Below are 15,120 nucleotides of genomic sequence, written 5' to 3' on the forward strand. Positions count from 1 at the left end.
CCTGCGTTCAAGCATGGGAGGGCATCGTAGCCTATGGCCATGTCTACACCCGTTGAGCTTCGACGTGGTGTGTAAAGGGCTCTACGGGAAGTAAGGCCTGGTGCGAGAGGGATTTCTCCAGTTGAGGACTGGTGAGTGCAAGGGCGGCAGTTGGATGTTGTCGGGGCGGGTTTTGCATCCCAAGGGCAGGAAGGCTTCTACGCGATCATGACCGGTGAGCTGGCCGTACGCGAAAAAGACAATGTCATCGATCTACAGGCCGGCGAACTGCTATTCGTCAAGCGCGGCACCTACCTGGTGGCGATCCGATGGCAGGCGTGCCAAGTCCTGTGGCTGCCGCTGGATGTGAATTTCGTGCAGGCGTTCATGCAGCGTCACGGTAAGGAATTGAGCCATCTCGAGCGCTACGATAAACCCTGTGTGAATGCCCTGCGCCTTCAGCCCTGCAGCATGGCGCGGGAGTGCGTGACCCGTCTGGCGGCGCTCGGTGGCGAAGGGCCTGCGTCGATGCTGGCAATGCTGCGTCTTGAGGAGCTGCTGCTGTTGCTGGTGTTCGGGGCGCAAGGTCGGACGCTGCTGGCGGCTCTGCGCCAACAGGGCAATCGCCATGTTGATCGGCTGCACGCCTTCATGGAGCAGAACTACCTGCGCGAGTGGCGCCTGGACCAGTACGCCGAGGCCTTCGGGCTGGGCCTGACGGCGTTCAAGAGCCTGTTCTGCTCCTTCTACAACTGCTCGCCACGCGCCTGGATCACCGAACGTAGGATCGTCCATGCGCATCACCTGTTGCTTAACACGCGCATGAGCATTGTCGACATCGCCATGGAAAGCGGCTTTTCCAGCCAGTCGTATTTCAGCCAGAGCTACCGTCGGCGCTTCGGTTGCACGCCCAGCGACGCCCGTCGCTAGACGCCCCCCGACCTCGCATGGACAAGACCCGCATGAACAGACTTCCAATGCAGTTGGCCCGCCGCCTGGGCATGGCGCCCTGGCTGGCCGATGACGCTGGCAGCTACCACCTGTGCATCGATGGCCATGGCCTGTGGCTTGAACCGCGGGGCGTACAGCTGATGGTCCGCAGCTCGCTATCGTCGGTGGTCGGGCATGGCGCCAGTCTCGATCATCAGGCGCTGAGCCGCCTGATGGGCATGGTCACTGCCTGGGCTGCGCATTGCCCACAGCGGTTGGCGCTGACGCCTGACTCAGAGCTCATGCTCGAGGCTTGGATCGACGTGTCACAGGGCGATGTCGACACCCTCGAGCAGGTGCTTGGGGTTCAGGTCGCCCTGCTGAATGTCCTGTGCGTGCAACGCTGCAGCCAAACACCTGTGATTGTCCGAGGGCCCAGCGTATGGCTGCCATGAGATCGCTTGCCACCGGTTTGGCAGTCCTGCTGGTCAGTTTATTCGCCGAGGGCGAGCCGCTGGATTGGGCTGACGAGCCGTTCCACTATATCGCTCAGGGCGAGAGTCTGCGTGACGTGCTGACCAATTTTGCCGCCAACTACCAGGGTTCGGTGGTGGTCAGTGACAAGGTCAGGGACCAGGTGAGCGCCACGTTCGAGCAGCCGGATCCGCAGGCGTTTCTCGAGCAGGTCGCGGTGCTCTACAACCTGGCCTGGTACTACGACGGCGCGGTGCTGCATGTCGACAAATCGAGCGAAGTCCAGACACGGCTGATCCACCTGGACAAGGTGCGCGAGCCGCAACTGCGCGTCGCGCTCCAAGAAGGTGGTGGCTGGACCTCGCGCTTTGCCTGGCGCGCCGCAGCAAGTGGACGGCTGGTGTACGCGTCAGGACCGCCCCGCTATCTGGACCGGGTCGAGCAGACGGTCAAGGCCCTGGAGCAGCAGGCGAGTCTGCAGGACGAACTGGGCGGCAACCTCAGCGTCGAGGTGATCCCGCTCAGGCATGCGATGGCCGAGGATCGTGAGATCGACTATCGCGACCAGAAGGTGGCGGTGCCTGGCGTGGCCACGATCCTCTCCCGGGTGCTGGCCGATGCCAATGTGGTGTCGGTGGAAGGCCAATCCATGGGGGAGGGGGCACAGGTTCGCGCAGGTCGGGCCGTGGTCCAGGCCGAGCCGTCGCTCAATGCCATCATCGTGCGTGATCACGCCGAGCGCCTGCCCATGTATCGACGGCTGGTGATGGCGTTGGACCGGCCTGCTGCTCGGATCGAGGTAGGCCTGACAATCCTCGATATCAACGCTGAACACCTGGATGAGCTGGGCGTGGAGTGGCAGTTCGGTATCGGCAAGCATCAGCTGGTGGACCTTCGTACCCGAGCGGGCGTATCGGAAACCACGTTGACCGGCAGCCTGGTAGATAGTCGGGGCTTGAACCGGCTGTTGGCCAAGGTGACCCTGATGCAGGGCGAGGGCCATGCCCAGGTGGTGTCGCGACCGACCTTGCTGACCCAGGAAAATACCCTGGCGGTGATTGATCACAGTGAAACCTACTATGTACGGGTGATGGGTGAACGCGTTGCCGAGCTCAAGGCGATCACCTACGGCACCTTGCTGAAGATGACGCCACGTCTGATCCGCAGTGCGGACCGGCCGGAAATCAGCCTTAGCCTGCATATCGAGGACGGTAGCCAGAAGCCCAACAGCACCGGGCCCGACGGCATCCCCACCATCAGCCGCACGGTCATCGACACGCTGGCCCGGGTCGATCTCGGACAGAGCCTGATGATCGGCGGCATCCATCGCGACGAGACCAGCGAAAGCATCCGCAAGGTCCCGCTGCTGGGTGACATTCCCTTCCTGGGCGCCTTGTTCCGTTATCAGTCGAGCAACACCCGTCGTTCGGTCCGGCTGTTCCTGATCGAGCCGAGGCTGATTGATTCCGGGCTTGGCGAGCGTGCCTGAAATGACCTGGAAATTGCGGATCTACAGTGGTCTGAATGCCGGCGCCGAGGTGTCCTTGATGTCGGGGCGGGTGGTCATCGGTGCCGATCCTGCCCTGGCCGACCTGGTCCTGGTGGATACAGGCATCGCTGCCGTGCACCTGGTGCTGATGGTCGAGCCCCATGGCGTGCGCCTGCTGGAGTGGGGGTCGGCTGAACCACCTACCCAGGACGGGCGGGAGGTGGCTGCGGATGTCGAGCTGCAGGCCTTGGCGATTCAAGGTTGTGGTCCGTTGCGCTGGGCATTTGGCAACCAGGACGAAGTGTTCAGCGAGCGGCTTGTGGTGCAGGCCCCTGCGCCCTGGATAGGGCGCGGCTGGTTCATGGTGCCCGGCGCCGGTCTGATCTTACTGCTCGTTTTGCTTACCCGATTGTTGGTGCCCGAGGCAGAGGCACAGGACACGCCGGCAGCAGTGATTGCCCCAGTCGAGCAACCCGCTCAACCCCAGGAGCAAGCCCGGACGCGGCTGGCGCAGCTGCTGCGCGACTGGCGACTGGAGGATGCCTTGAGCGTGTCGGACCAGGGGCACGCCCTGGTGTTGCGCGGGGCGCTGCGCGAGCGCCAGCTTCAGGACTACCAGAACCTTCAGCGACAGTACCGCGAGGTATTTGGCGACTACCCGTCGTTGCGGTTGGTCGACGAGGGCAGGGCACCTTCCGCGAAACTCGATTTCCCTGTTCGAGGCGTTTCACTGGGGCGGTTGCCTTACGTGACGCTGACCGACAACCGCCGTTATCCAGTGGGGGCACTGATGCCCTCCGGCATTCGCATCCTGGCCATCGATGGGCAGGCGATCACGCTGAGCAAGGGCGGTCGGGACTATGTGATCAACCTGAAGGAGAGACCGGCGGATGATGGATGAACTCATGCGGGAGGTGCGTGACCGACGCAAGCAGGCACGCATGTTCTCCGTGCTGGAGCACGCACGGCAGGCCTGCGCCAGGCAGCTGTCTGAGCCGCTGCCACCCCCTGCGTTCCAGCGCTTGCACCACCAACTGGCAGCCCTTGACGCAGCCTTGAAGATACTCGAAAAACTGGAGGAATACTGAAATGACAACGATCAGCAGCGGGTTCCACGACGGTACCAGCAACACCATGGACATGGTCCACGAGGGCATGGTCAAGCAGGCAAGGCAGGCCAACAAGGCGGTTCTCGACTCCCTGCAGAAGCTCAACGAGAAAAGTGACGATCCCGCTTTGCTGGCTGATATGCGTCATCGCTCGAACATCTGGTCGAACGTGTTCCAGGTCGACGCGACCCTGGGCCAGACCTTCAAGAACACCATCAGCAGCATTCTGCAGAAGTTCTGAGCATGAACCATTCCGTGAACAATCTGCTGGCCCGCCTGGGCCTGCTGGGTGTCGAGCATCGTCACCATGAAGAGGCGCTTTGCATCGCGCAGTGGCTGGCCCGGGAGCCTGAGACAATGGAAGCTGCCTGTGCGATACGTACTGCCTGCCTGATGGGGCTGGGGCGTTGCGAAGAAGCCTTGGCGCAGGGCAACCAGGCGCCTTGGCCATCGCTGGGGCCTTGGTTGGCGCTGTGTGAGCGTCAGTTGGGCTATATGGCAGCCCTCGAGCGGCGGCTTGAGGGCATGGCGCAGAGCGGTAATCCTGATCTGGTTCACTTTGCCCAGGGCATGCGCGCCCAGGTGGTGGCATGAGTCCGCTGGCCTCGACGCTTGTGTTTGCTGGACAAGGTGCACAGATCGCGATGCACGTGCACAGCGATCAGGATGCTGCCGAGTTCCAGGCAAGCCTTGTTGAACATCAACCTCACGAGCAGGTGTATTCGGAACTGACACAGCAAACGAGGCTGCAAGTGTTCGCCATGGCGATGGACCTGCTGAATGATTCCCTCACGGTGGAGGGAGGCTCATGAGTGGTATCACCGAGGTGACCCAGATGGTCACCGATCTGCAGTCGCTGGCGGCACCGGCTGCCGACTCCCGGCAGGTGGCCGAGTTCGAGCAAGCGCTATCCGGCGCCTCCGGCAGCCCCGGGGATGGACTGCTGCACCAGATAGGTCAGCTCCACCAGCAGCATGCAGAAGCCCGGCTGAGCGCGCAGGCCAGTCTGGTCTCGCGCACGGGGGATCCCGTGGCACTGATGGATGCTCACTGGGCACTGATTCGCACAAACCTGCAGGTGGAGTTGATCGCCAAGGGCGTGGGGCGCACCACGCAGAACATCGAAACTCTCATGAAAGCCCAATAGGTGCCCTGTGAAAAGATCATGGCAGTGCGTGCTGCTTCTGGCGGTGCTGGCGCTGGGGGGATGCAGGGTCGAGCTTTACCTCGGCCTCGGCCAGCGCGAGGCCAACGAGATGCTCGCGGTGTTGGACAGCGAGGGCATCGACGCGGTGAAGGCCCAGGACAAGGATGGCAAGGTGAAGATCCTAATCGACGAAGCCGACATCGGCCACGCGGTGGCGGCGCTCAAGCGTCAAGGCTATCCGCGGGAAATGTTTTCCACGGTCAATGATGTGTTCCCCCGCGACAGTCTGATCTCCTCGCCGTTGGAAGAGCAGGCGCGGCTGACCTATGTGAAGTCCCAGGAGCTGTCGCGGACCCTGTCGGAGATCGATGGCGTGTTGGTGGCCCGGGTGCATGTGGTGCTTCCGGAGCCCCGTGATGGACTGCGCACGCAGAACGGAGCGGCGTCGGCGTCCATCTTTATCAAGCACGCGGCGGATGCGGCGCTGGGGATGTACATCGGGCAGATGAAGCAGCTGTTGAGCAACAGTATCGAAGGCCTGGACTACGAGCGCATCAGCGTGGTGCTGGTACCGTCTACCCAGGCGCGTCAACCACTGGCGGGCCCGCGCCATGTCACGCTGTTGTCGATTCAGGTTCTGGAAGGCTCGCGCTGGCGCTTGCTCACGCTGCTGGGTGTGCTGCTGGGGATACTGGTGCTGAGCAACCTGGCGCAGTACCTGTGGTGGCATCAGCGGGCACGCACATGACCGAATTCCAGCTTCGCTATTGCCCGGCGAATTACTTGCACTTGAACCATTGTCCTGGAGCCCTGAGCCAGGTAGCCCCGGCATTGCCGCTTTGGCGGGAGAGTTGCGCGCTCAACGGTTGGCTGATGTCTGTGCTGGGACTGTCCGAGCCTTTCGACGTGCCAGAACGGCTCGGTAAGCTGGCTTATTATCCGCAGCCGGTGTTTGAGCGGGTGCTGTCAAGTTTGGGGGGACTGCTGCATGGTCGGGCCATCAAGCAGCTGCTCGACCCTGAAGGTCAGACGCGGTTGCGCCAGGCGCTCGACCTGCAAGACCTTCGCTATTGCCTGGAAAAGTGGCCTCTGGTCATCGGCCCTTGGCCTGCCGGCTGGCAACAGGTATTGCCAGCCGGCGACCTGGATGCGTACCTGCCCGGTTGTGGCTTGGCATTCTGGCTGCAGGCATGCGGCGAGGTCGATCCAGGGTTCGCTCGGCGCATGGCCCTGCGCCTGCCAGGCATGACTGCTGTGCCAACTTGGCCGATGGACGCTGAGCAACGCGACTTGGCCCGCACCCTTTGCCTGAAAGTGGCCCGAGACAGGAGCCCGGAATGTTGCCATTTATTGAATTGAATGAGGCCCGGCCGATGATCGACCCGAGCCTGAACGTATTGCGCAGCGCTGACTATCAGCAGTACCTCGATGCCCGCGGACTGACCGACAACGCATGTCAGCGTGCCCGTGATATCGATGCCCGGGCCGATGCGGTGCTTGAGGAGCATCAGCGGCTCGGACGGGAGGTCGGGCTGGAAATGGCCGCCATCGAGCAGGCGGCGTTGCTGCACGGGACACGTTTGCACTGCGACGCGTTCTATCGCCAGGTCGACCGGCAGATGAGCGAGGTGGTGCGCCAGGCCGTGTGCAAGGTGCTGGGGGAATACCCTGATATCGAGCTTACATTGGCTGCGACCCGTCAGGCGCTGGCGCAGGTTCAGCCACGGGAAGCACTGTTGCTGCACGTAAGGCCCGATCAGTTGTCCGAGGTTAGCCAGCGTTTGGATGAAGTGCTCGCGCTATATCCCGAGGTCGGGTCTGTCGAGGTATGCGCCGATGCCAGGCTTGCGCGAGGCGGATGTCGTCTGGAGACCGCAGGCTGCGTGATCAATGCCAGTATCGAAGGGCAGTTGGCCGCGTTGCAGCGGGCGCTGACGCAACGGAACCTTGATGATGAGGCTGGAGCGCCATGAACGAAGCCGTGCTGGCCGCAGCCGCGCGGGCGCTCCATGATGATCAGGAGCGTGATGCGTTACTCCAGGTGTTTTGGAAACAGCTTCGCCAGCCTGCTCGGAATCTGGCGAGGGAGAGAGCAGAAGCCATGCCTGTTCGCCGGCCACTGCCTCAGCGAGGGATCCTGATCTAGTGTGGTGTATCACAAATAGTGACCATAACTCGCGGCGCTTTTTGCGCTCATGCGGGGTTGAAAACAGGCTCGGAATGTTCATTTACAACCCGTGAAATCGAGCACGACTTCGGCCGTTTCTCGCCTGTTTTCGCCTTGTCTGATCGCCACTCGGCTACTTTTCGTACAAACCCCGGGCTTCCAACTCCGATTGTCCTGGACCTGTGGGATAGGGGTTGCCAGTGGTTTGCGGTTATCTATGCAATCTTCTCTTGCGCCTGCAACCAGCGAATCACCTCAGCGACCGGCTGGATCAAGTCACCTGGAATGTACTGCTCCACCAGGCTATCCGCGAACAGCGCCCGGGCCAGGGGAATACGTTCGAGCACCGGTATCCCTTCCTCTTCGGCGACCCGCCGGACCAGCAGGGCCTGTTCGTCGGTGTACTTGAGGGTGACCAACGGCAGGGGCGTTTCCCCGGGCCTGTAGCGCAGGCCCACGGCGATATGGGTCGGGTTGGCGACGATGACCGACGAGCGCCTGACGTCCGCGCGCAGCGTGCCGTTGTGTATCTCGCGATGGCGCTTGCGACGCTCGCGCTTGAGCTCCGGGGCACCCTCCATCTCCTTGTGCTCGCGCTTGACCTCTTCCTTGCTCATGCGCAGCTGTTTCAGATGTTGCCAGCGTTCAAGACCATAGTCGGCCGCCGAGATCGCCAGGAAGCCCACGGCACAGACCCCGATAAGGTTGCCCATCAGGCTGCCCAGCAACGGCAGGATGCACTCGATGCCGCACGACGGCACCCGCAGCAGCGTGCGCAGCTGATCGCTGAGCAGGCCAATCACCAGCGCGCCGAGCAGCAGGACCTTGAGCGCCGACTTGAGAAAATCGAGCAGGTTCCTGATCGAGAAGATCCGCGTCACCCCCTCCAGCGGGCTGACTTTTTTCAGGTCAGGTGTGAGCGATTGGCTGCTGAAGACGAAACCGATCTGCAGCAGGTTGCCGGCGATGGCGGCCAGCACCGCGGTCAAAAGGAACGGCAGGGTGAGCCATAGCAACTCATGCAGCAGTTGCTTCAGCATCAGCTCCAGCGCTTGGCGAAAGGGCAGATGGAGCAGGGGGGCGGGCAGCATCATCAGCTCACCAAGATGCCCGAGAAAGTAGTCGGGAAAGCCCATGGGCAACGCGACCAGGCTCAGGATGAGTACAGTGGAGACCAGCTCCTTGCTCTTGGCCACCTGGCCGTTGCGGCGCGCATCGCGCAATTTCGCTTGTGTGGGTTGTTCGGTCTTTTCGGTGCTCATGGCTGCTCCAGCAAAGGGCCGAGCAGGCGTACCTTGGACAGTGCGATGAAAACCTGGCTTTCGGCCTGCGTCATCAGCAGGAACAGGTACGGCACCAGCAGCGCGCTGCAGACCAGGCTTTTGATCGGCATGGACAGGATGAACACGTTCAGTGACGGTGCGAAGCGGCTGACCAGGGCGAGGCCGAATTCGGCGAGGAACATGGCAATCAGCAATGGCGCGGCGAACAGCACGCAGAGGCTCAGCAGGTAGTCGAACTGGGCCAGGAAGAACGTATTCCACTGGTCGCCGATGTACGGGTAGAAGCTTGCCACCGGCCAGCTGGCATAGCTGCCCAGCAGCGCCCCTAGCAGCCCCAGGAAGGCGCCGCCGGTGAAGAACAAGGTAACGAGCGTCTGCGCCAGGAAGGCGCCGGTGGGGCTGGTCTGGCTGCCCAGAAGCGGGTTGAGGGTGGAGGCCAGGGTGGCGCCGCGCTGGTTGTCGATGAGAAAGCCGCAGGCCTCCAGGGCCCAGAACGGGATGGCCACCACGAAGCCCAGCAGCAGGCCGAGCAGCACTTCCTTGCCGATCAGCAGCCCCAGCTGTAATCCGTCCAGCGCAACGGGTAGGGTACCGGCCACGCTGGGGTAGATGAACAGGGCCAGCGAACAGGCCACGCCATTGCGCACCAGCGCGCCGCCCAGTACCTGCTTGCCGAGGATCGGCAGCAGCAGAAAACAGCCGAACAACCGGGGCAGGATCAGGCTGAAGCCCAGCAGCATCTGTTCAAGCGTCTGGACCGTCATCGTGCCGAGGAAATTCGGTTGAGCACCAGATCGGTGTAGCGGTACAACTCGCTGCCCATCCAGTCGGCAGTGACGAACAGGGTGACGACCACCGCCACCAGCTTGGCGACAAAACCTAGGGTCTGCTCCTGTACCTGGGTCAACGCCTGTACCAGGGAAACCAGGGTACCGACCAGCGCGGCCATCAGCACCGTCGGCAGCGACAGGACCAGCACCAGCCACAGCGACTGGGTGGCGAAGTGCAGAACTTCGGTATTGCCCATGTCAGCCTCCGTAGCTCAGCACCAGGCCATGGGAAAGTCGCCCCCAGCCGTCGAGCAGGACGAACAGCAGCAGCTTGAAGGGCAGTGAAATGGTCACGGGCGACACCATCATCATGCCCATGGCCAGGAGGATGTTGGAGATGATCAGGTCGATGGCGATGAAGGGCAGGTAGATCAGGAAACCTACCTCGAAGGCCCGGCTCAGCTCGCTGATGGTGAACGCCGGCAGCAGCACCAGCAGGCTGTTGCCGTCGACCCGCTCGGCATAGTGCTGGGGCCAGAGTTGGCGGGTGCTGTCGAGGAAGAAAGCGCGTTCGCGCTCGTTGACCTGGCTGTCGAGAAAAGCGCGAAACGGCGCCATGCCTTCGTCGAGAAAGCGCTCGACCGAACGGGCATCGCCGAGGGTGGTCTCATGGGCGTTCAGGTAGTCGTAGGTGGCCATGCCCACCGGGGCCATGACATAGAGGCTGAGGATGATCGCCAGGCCATACAAGGCCATGTTTGGCGGGATCTGCTGGACACCCAGGGCATTGCGCAGCAACGAGAAGACCACGGCCATCTTCAGGAACGAGGTGGCCATGACCGCGATGAACGGCACCAGCGACAGCAGCGCCAGACCGAGGATCAGGCTCAGTTCGTCCGGCAGCTGGATCATGTCGGTTGCTGCTCCAGCAGGCGGTCGACTCGCACCCCGAGGCGGCCGTCGATCTGCACCAACAGACCGGTGCCGATGCAGCGCTGGTTGGCGAGGATGCGCACCTTGGCATCCACAGGGCTATGCAGTTCAATCAGCGCTCCAGGTTGCAGGGTCGACAGTGTGTGCAGGTCGAGGGTCTGGCGACCGACTTCGAAGCTGACCGGGATGGGCAGTTGCTCCAGCGCTTGCAGCGTAGTGTCGGCCACAGGGGGGGTATCGTGCATGCGGACTAGCTCCAGATGTGTGTCTTCGAGTTGCAGCTCGGCCCAGGGGTGGCCATCGAGCACGCCCAGCAGTCGCGGGGAACTTGGCGTACCGGCAGGCAGAAGCAGGATGTCGCCCGAGCCCAGGTCGCGCAGGTCGTGCAACGTCAATTCGAGGGCGCGCCACTGTAGCGAGAGGTTGAGCTGGATGTTCAGGCGTTCGCGTAGTGGACGCCGTGGCAAGGCCGCCAGCATGTGCTCGCTGTCGCCTTGTACCCAGCAGGGCAGCAGGCCCTGCGCGCTTCTCAGCGTCACCTGCAGACCGGGTGTGCGGTCGATGCTGCCTGCCGGCTCGATGCCCAGGCATTGCAGGCCGGGTAGGCGAGGGGTGTCCCGTTGCAGCACCGCCAGCTGCAGTGCGCTGGGGAGGCTGGCGAAGTCGGCTGCCTGTAACTGTGGTGCGAGCCATTGCGCCAGCTGCTGCCGACGACACAGCAGGCGAGCCGGCACGCCGTGCCAATCGATTAGCACGGTCAGGTCCAGGTCATCGCCTGGAGTGCTGACGCTCAGCGAGACCTGCCCTTGATCGTCGGCATAATGGGGTTGGCGATGGCTCAGTGACTGCTGCAAGCGCAGTTCCTGAGTGTGGGCGACAGGCAAGTTCGATGTACTCATGGTTCAGGCCAGCCTTCGTCCTCTACATGGCGCTTGTTGCGCGAGCCTTGATGGTTGTCGCCCTTTGCGCCAAAGCCGAGGCTGACCGGCTGTGCGGGATCGAGTCGTTGCAGGCGCTCAAGCAGGTCCGTACCGGCCACCTGCAATTGCCGCAGGGCGGCCGGCGCAGCCTGGATCTCCACCTGCAGGCCAGCGCTCGCAGGGTTCATGCGTACTTCGACATGGCCCAGCTGAGGTAACTGCACCTGCAACAGGGCCTGTTCGCGTTTGCCAGTCCTGCTGGCGAACAGTTGCAGTTGCAGGCGCTCAACAAGCGTCTGCAGATCCTGGATGGGGGCAGCGACAGTTGATGACAGGCCCTTGTCGATCAGGGGGCGCTCGCTCGATGGGATGGGGGGGGCAAGGATTGGGTCGATATCGCGGAGTAGCAGACGATCCGGCACGTTGTTGGTATTGTCGTGGACATTTTGAGGGCCCGCCTCGGCTCGACTTGCTTCGGTCAATGAGGTTGGCTCGACTGCATCAGGTATCGCTGGCATGGGCTCCGGAAGGGGACGTTCGATGACGTCCTCGAGCAGCGCAGGTCGTTCTGCTGCGCAGGCGCGCGGGCACTTTGCGATCAAGTCAGCCATGTTCAGGACCACTTGGGTGACAGGGCGTTCAGGGCAGGCTTCGTCCTGGGTGGGTCGATGGCCAGTCTCCTGCGGCGCCCTGCGCTTTATCCGTGGATCTTCCAGCAGGTGTTCGAACAACCGTCGCTGCTCGTTGCATGGCCTAAGTCCAGGCGTTTCAGACAATGGGTTGTCCGGCAGCGCAGGGACAGGCTGGGTGTTCAGCATGGAGAACCTCCCTGGCCATGGCGCTCCTGCACTTCGAGCTCCTGGCTGTGCTCTGTACGCCGAGCGGTTTGCCGGGAAGCTTGCTCGTGCAGCTGCTTGAAACTGTCCAGCTGTTGTCTGGCCTTGGCGAGCTTCGTTTGCGCCTGCTGGCGTGCCGAGTGCTGGCGCATCAGCGCGTCCTCGCAGGCCACGACCTGTCCACGCAGGCTCGCTTCGCGCTCACCGAGCAGACCGACCTGTCGACGCCAGTGCTCCAGGCCATGGAGGTTGGTCAGGCGGCCCATCTGCGCATCGAACAGACGCTGTTCCTCCTCGAGGGCCCAGCGCCGATAAGTCAGATGCACTTCGAGCGATTGCGCCTGGTCCGCCTGGGCTGCCTGCAAGCGGACCTGTTGAGTGTGCGCTTCGCGCTCGGCCCGTTGCAGCCGGCGTTGCATGATGGATAACAGGGCGGTCAAGGACACCGGGCGATCTCCAGCAGTTGTTCGAGGCTCTGTTGCAGCGAACTGCGCTCATGCGGCGCCTGGCACAGCCAGGCGCGAATGGCATCGCGCTTGTCGATGGCCTGATCCACGGCAGGGTCCTGGCCTCGGGTGTATTCGCCGACTCGCAGCAGCAGCTCGACTTCTTCATAGCACGCCATCCACTGGCGCAACTGGCTGGCGGCGGCGCGGTGGGCAGGGCTGACCACCTGGTGCATCACCCGGCTGACCGAGCGCAGCACGTCGATGGCCGGGTAGTGGTTGGCCGCCCCCAGTGCCTGGGACAGCACGATATGGCCATCGAGGATCGAGCGGGTTTCCTCGGCGATCGGTTCGTTCAGGTCATCGCCTTCCACCAGCACGGTGTAGAGCGCGGTGATCGAGCCCTTGTCCGCGTGCCCGGCACGTTCGAGCAGGCGTGGCAACTGGGCAAACACCGACGGCGGAAAGCCGCGTCGAGTCGGCGGTTCGCCCGCGGCCAGGCCGATCTCCCGCTGGGCCCGGGCGAAGCGGGTCAGCGAGTCCATCAGCAACAGGACCTTGCGGCCCTGATCACGGAAATACTCGGCCACGGTGGTGGCGACGAAGCCCGCACGGGCCCGCTCCATCGCCGGACGGTCGGAGGTCGCGACCACCAGCACCGCACGGCGCAGGCCCTGTTCGCCGAGCTCATGGTGAATGAACTCGCGCACTTCTCGGCCGCGTTCGCCGATCAAGGCGAGGACGATCACGTCTGCCTGTGCGTTGCGCAGCAGTGAGGCCAGCAGCGTGCTCTTGCCGCCGCCGGCGGGTGCGAAGATGCCGACGCGCTGCCCTTCAGCGCAGGTGAGCAGGCCATCGATGCAACGGATGCCCAGGCTCAAGGGTGTGTCGACCAGCTTGCGGCTCAAGGGAGCCGGCGCATCCCGATGTACCGGGTACCAGGCTTGCGGCGCGGTCTGTACGCTGCCGTCGAGCGTGTTGCCCAGGCCGTCGAGTACCATTCCCAGCAGATGATCACCCACACCGACGCGATGCTGGCTACCGGTGGGGCAGACCTCGGTGCGCGTGCAAAGCCCCTGTATGTCGCCCAACGGGGCGAGCAATGCCTGGTCCTGTTGCAGGCCGATGACCTCGGCCAGCAGTTCCTGCTCATGGTCCGGCCTACGCAGCCGGCACAGTTCGCCGACCCGCACCCCAGGCGCCAGTGCACGGATCAGGGTGCCGGTGACCTGGGTGACCTTGCCGTTGACCTGGACCAGGGTGACGTCGTTCACGGCGGCTTTCAGGGCCTGGGGAATCTGGAGCAGCGATGGCGACATGGGAAGGGTGCTGGTGCGCAAAGGAAGGACGCCATTCTAGGAGGCTTGCCATGGGGCGGATTTCACTGTGAGTCGCATGTTTTTAGATTTCGGCCGCCCTCTTTGACGCTTGCCGAAAGGCTAAAAAGAAGCGCCCGGCAATGACAGTAAGGCTCATGGCAGGCCTCTAGCATGCCGCTCATTCATGTAGTTCGATAATGAGGTGGGCATGAGCGTAGGCATCGGCTTAGCGCAGGTTGAATCGGCGGTGGCCGTGGGGGGCGGATGGGAAGGGCAGGCAACCATCCAGGTGCGGCAGGTAACCCCGATGGGGCAGCAGGTCGAGATGGCGGAAGAGGTGTCGATGGCGTTCTCGTCGTTGGCCAATGCCCGGCTCGGTGCCCGTAGCCGCATCACCGATGCGCGCCAGCATGGCTTGCAGGCAGGCCAGGCGGCCGAGGAGATGCTGGCCAAGGTACCGGATGTGCAGCGTCGTGCCCTGGATGAACTCGTGGCCTGGTTGCGCCAGCATCCCGATCTGACGCCGGGAGAGTTGCAAGCACGGCTGGATGGCTTTTCCGGCGAAGCCTGCCATCGCTACCTGGCCTTGGCCTATGCCCGTGCCGCATTGGGCAATATGGCTGATGACAGCGGCTTGCCTGGGAAGCTAGATCAGGCCATGGCGGGCATGGCGCAGGCGCAGGGCCGGATGATCGAGCTGGGAATCGAGATCGGTCCGCTGGCCCAGGCTACCCAGGAACAGGGGGTCGCCGAAGTGGCCGCGCTGCGTGGGGTGTACTGCGATTTTTTGTGTGGTTATCGCGGTCTCAAGCACGCCTGGGACGAGCTGCGCGCACGCTTCGGTGACGCGGCCATCGGCGATGTCGCCCAGTTCATGCTCAACGGCCTGGCCAGTCATATCAGCGGGCCGTCCTCGCACCTGGACAGCAATCAGCTGCAGCAGGTCATCGGCGACATGAAACTGGTGCAGGCCCTGAAGAAACTGGAAAGCGACACTACCGCGCTGTTCCGCCAGCTTGCCGGAGAGCCCAGTGGCGTACGGGCCTTCTGATCTGGTCAGCGACCTCTTGGCGCTGATCGACAAACGCTGGGCCGGCGAGCAGGACATCCTGCGCCTGCTGGCCGTGCTGCCGCTTGCTCCTGGCGGGCAACGCATCCACTGCCTGCGTGAACTGCAGCGCATCTTCCGGCTGTTGCCTCTGCAGGTTTTCAGCGATGAGACCCAGCGCGAGCACCTGCTGATGGTCTGTCAGTTGACCATGGACCGGCTCATCGAAGATGAGGAAGCGTCGCTGCGTGGCGTGCGGGAGGAATGAGC

At 63.1% G+C, this 15,120-nt stretch carries 22 protein-coding genes; 14 read left to right on the forward strand and 8 right to left on the reverse strand.

Annotated elements, in window-relative coordinates; all coding sequences use genetic code 11:
* Positions 1-135 precede the first annotated feature (135 nt).
* Genes K5H97_RS09565 through K5H97_RS09620 form a run of 12 tightly spaced genes read left to right on the forward strand, consistent with a single transcriptional unit; the run spans position 136 to position 7,101 of the window.
* The gene (locus K5H97_RS09565; protein WP_028692501.1) at positions 136-909 is read left to right on the forward strand and encodes a helix-turn-helix transcriptional regulator; all 774 of its coding nucleotides are present in this window, start codon (positions 136-138) and stop codon (positions 907-909) included.
* A gap of 32 nt (positions 910-941) precedes the next feature.
* Positions 942-1,364, forward strand: a complete 423-nt coding sequence (locus K5H97_RS09570; protein ID WP_036986666.1) for a CesT family type III secretion system chaperone — start codon at positions 942-944, stop codon at positions 1,362-1,364.
* On the forward strand, positions 1,361-2,872 hold the full coding sequence (sctC, locus tag K5H97_RS09575) for a type III secretion system outer membrane ring subunit SctC (protein WP_088851405.1): 1,512 nt from the start codon (positions 1,361-1,363) through the stop codon (positions 2,870-2,872). The genes K5H97_RS09570 and sctC overlap by 4 nt, the downstream gene beginning before the upstream one ends.
* Before the next feature lies 1 nt (position 2,873).
* Positions 2,874-3,773 (forward strand): type III secretion system inner membrane ring subunit SctD, encoded by a 900-nt coding sequence (gene sctD, locus K5H97_RS29845; protein ID WP_051555753.1) that lies wholly within the window; start codon positions 2,874-2,876, stop codon positions 3,771-3,773.
* Complete coding sequence (locus tag K5H97_RS09585) at positions 3,763-3,960, forward strand: EscE/YscE/SsaE family type III secretion system needle protein co-chaperone (protein ID WP_028692500.1); 198 nt, start codon at positions 3,763-3,765, stop codon at positions 3,958-3,960. Before sctD ends, K5H97_RS09585 begins: the two co-directional genes overlap by 11 nt.
* Position 3,961: 1 nt before the next feature.
* A complete protein-coding gene (locus K5H97_RS09590; RefSeq protein ID WP_028692499.1) occupies positions 3,962-4,222 on the forward strand; it encodes an EscF/YscF/HrpA family type III secretion system needle major subunit in 261 nt (86 codons plus the stop codon).
* A 2-nt stretch (positions 4,223-4,224) separates the two neighbouring features.
* A complete protein-coding gene (locus K5H97_RS09595; protein WP_028692498.1) occupies positions 4,225-4,575 on the forward strand; it encodes a YscG family type III secretion system chaperone in 351 nt (116 codons plus the stop codon).
* Entirely contained in the window at positions 4,572-4,793 is a 222-nt protein-coding gene (locus tag K5H97_RS09600; protein WP_028692497.1) for a hypothetical protein, read from the forward strand. The genes K5H97_RS09595 and K5H97_RS09600 overlap by 4 nt, the downstream gene beginning before the upstream one ends.
* Positions 4,790-5,128, forward strand: a complete 339-nt coding sequence (gene sctI / locus K5H97_RS09605) for a type III secretion system inner rod subunit SctI (RefSeq protein WP_028692496.1) — start codon at positions 4,790-4,792, stop codon at positions 5,126-5,128. The genes K5H97_RS09600 and sctI overlap by 4 nt, the downstream gene beginning before the upstream one ends.
* Positions 5,129-5,135: 7 nt before the next feature.
* Positions 5,136-5,876 (forward strand): type III secretion system inner membrane ring lipoprotein SctJ, encoded by a 741-nt coding sequence (gene sctJ, locus K5H97_RS09610; RefSeq protein WP_155952724.1) that lies wholly within the window; start codon positions 5,136-5,138, stop codon positions 5,874-5,876.
* Positions 5,873-6,487: a SctK family type III secretion system sorting platform protein gene (locus tag K5H97_RS09615; protein WP_036986665.1), complete on the forward strand. Its 615-nt coding sequence runs from the start codon at positions 5,873-5,875 to the stop codon at positions 6,485-6,487. Before sctJ ends, K5H97_RS09615 begins: the two co-directional genes overlap by 4 nt.
* Complete coding sequence (locus tag K5H97_RS09620) at positions 6,466-7,101, forward strand: HrpE/YscL family type III secretion apparatus protein (RefSeq protein ID WP_028692493.1); 636 nt, start codon at positions 6,466-6,468, stop codon at positions 7,099-7,101. Before K5H97_RS09615 ends, K5H97_RS09620 begins: the two co-directional genes overlap by 22 nt.
* Before the next feature lie 409 nt (positions 7,102-7,510).
* Here K5H97_RS09620 and sctU read toward each other — a convergent pair whose 3' ends face one another.
* The 8 genes from sctU to sctN are packed head-to-tail and all read right to left on the reverse strand — an operon-like array spanning position 7,511 to position 13,802.
* On the reverse strand, positions 7,511-8,557 hold the full coding sequence (gene sctU / locus K5H97_RS09625) for a type III secretion system export apparatus subunit SctU (RefSeq protein ID WP_028692492.1): 1,047 nt from the start codon (positions 8,555-8,557) through the stop codon (positions 7,511-7,513).
* A complete protein-coding gene (sctT, locus tag K5H97_RS09630) occupies positions 8,554-9,342 on the reverse strand; it encodes a type III secretion system export apparatus subunit SctT (protein ID WP_028692491.1) in 789 nt (262 codons plus the stop codon). The genes sctU and sctT overlap by 4 nt, the downstream gene beginning before the upstream one ends.
* On the reverse strand, positions 9,339-9,605 hold the full coding sequence (sctS, locus tag K5H97_RS09635) for a type III secretion system export apparatus subunit SctS (RefSeq protein ID WP_028692490.1): 267 nt from the start codon (positions 9,603-9,605) through the stop codon (positions 9,339-9,341). The genes sctT and sctS overlap by 4 nt, the downstream gene beginning before the upstream one ends.
* Position 9,606: 1 nt before the next feature.
* A complete protein-coding gene (gene sctR / locus K5H97_RS09640; protein ID WP_028692489.1) occupies positions 9,607-10,260 on the reverse strand; it encodes a type III secretion system export apparatus subunit SctR in 654 nt (217 codons plus the stop codon).
* Entirely contained in the window at positions 10,257-11,180 is a 924-nt protein-coding gene (gene sctQ, locus K5H97_RS09645; protein ID WP_028692488.1) for a type III secretion system cytoplasmic ring protein SctQ, read from the reverse strand. The genes sctR and sctQ overlap by 4 nt, the downstream gene beginning before the upstream one ends.
* Positions 11,177-12,019 (reverse strand): type III secretion system needle length determinant, encoded by an 843-nt coding sequence (locus K5H97_RS09650; RefSeq protein ID WP_081791638.1) that lies wholly within the window; start codon positions 12,017-12,019, stop codon positions 11,177-11,179. The genes sctQ and K5H97_RS09650 overlap by 4 nt, the downstream gene beginning before the upstream one ends.
* Positions 12,013-12,483 carry a type III secretion system stalk subunit SctO gene (gene sctO, locus K5H97_RS09655; protein WP_051555751.1) on the reverse strand — a complete coding sequence of 157 codons (471 nt, stop codon included), beginning with the start codon at positions 12,481-12,483 and terminating at the stop codon, positions 12,013-12,015. Before sctO ends, K5H97_RS09650 begins: the two co-directional genes overlap by 7 nt.
* Positions 12,474-13,802, reverse strand: coding sequence for a type III secretion system ATPase SctN (gene sctN, locus K5H97_RS09660; protein WP_028692486.1), 1,329 nt, complete (start codon positions 13,800-13,802; stop codon positions 12,474-12,476). The genes sctO and sctN overlap by 10 nt, the downstream gene beginning before the upstream one ends.
* Before the next feature lie 208 nt (positions 13,803-14,010).
* Here sctN and K5H97_RS09665 point away from each other — a divergent pair, with 208 nt between their 5' ends.
* A complete protein-coding gene (locus tag K5H97_RS09665) occupies positions 14,011-14,853 on the forward strand; it encodes an HrpJ domain-containing protein (RefSeq protein WP_028692485.1) in 843 nt (280 codons plus the stop codon).
* Positions 14,834-15,118 carry a TyeA family type III secretion system gatekeeper subunit gene (locus tag K5H97_RS09670; protein WP_028692484.1) on the forward strand — a complete coding sequence of 95 codons (285 nt, stop codon included), beginning with the start codon at positions 14,834-14,836 and terminating at the stop codon, positions 15,116-15,118. Before K5H97_RS09665 ends, K5H97_RS09670 begins: the two co-directional genes overlap by 20 nt.
* The last annotated feature ends 2 nt before the right edge of the window (positions 15,119-15,120 follow it).

Origin of the sequence: Pseudomonas mosselii, from assembly GCF_019823065.1 — a bacterium.
GTDB classification, from domain to species: domain Bacteria; phylum Pseudomonadota; class Gammaproteobacteria; order Pseudomonadales; family Pseudomonadaceae; genus Aquipseudomonas; species Aquipseudomonas mosselii.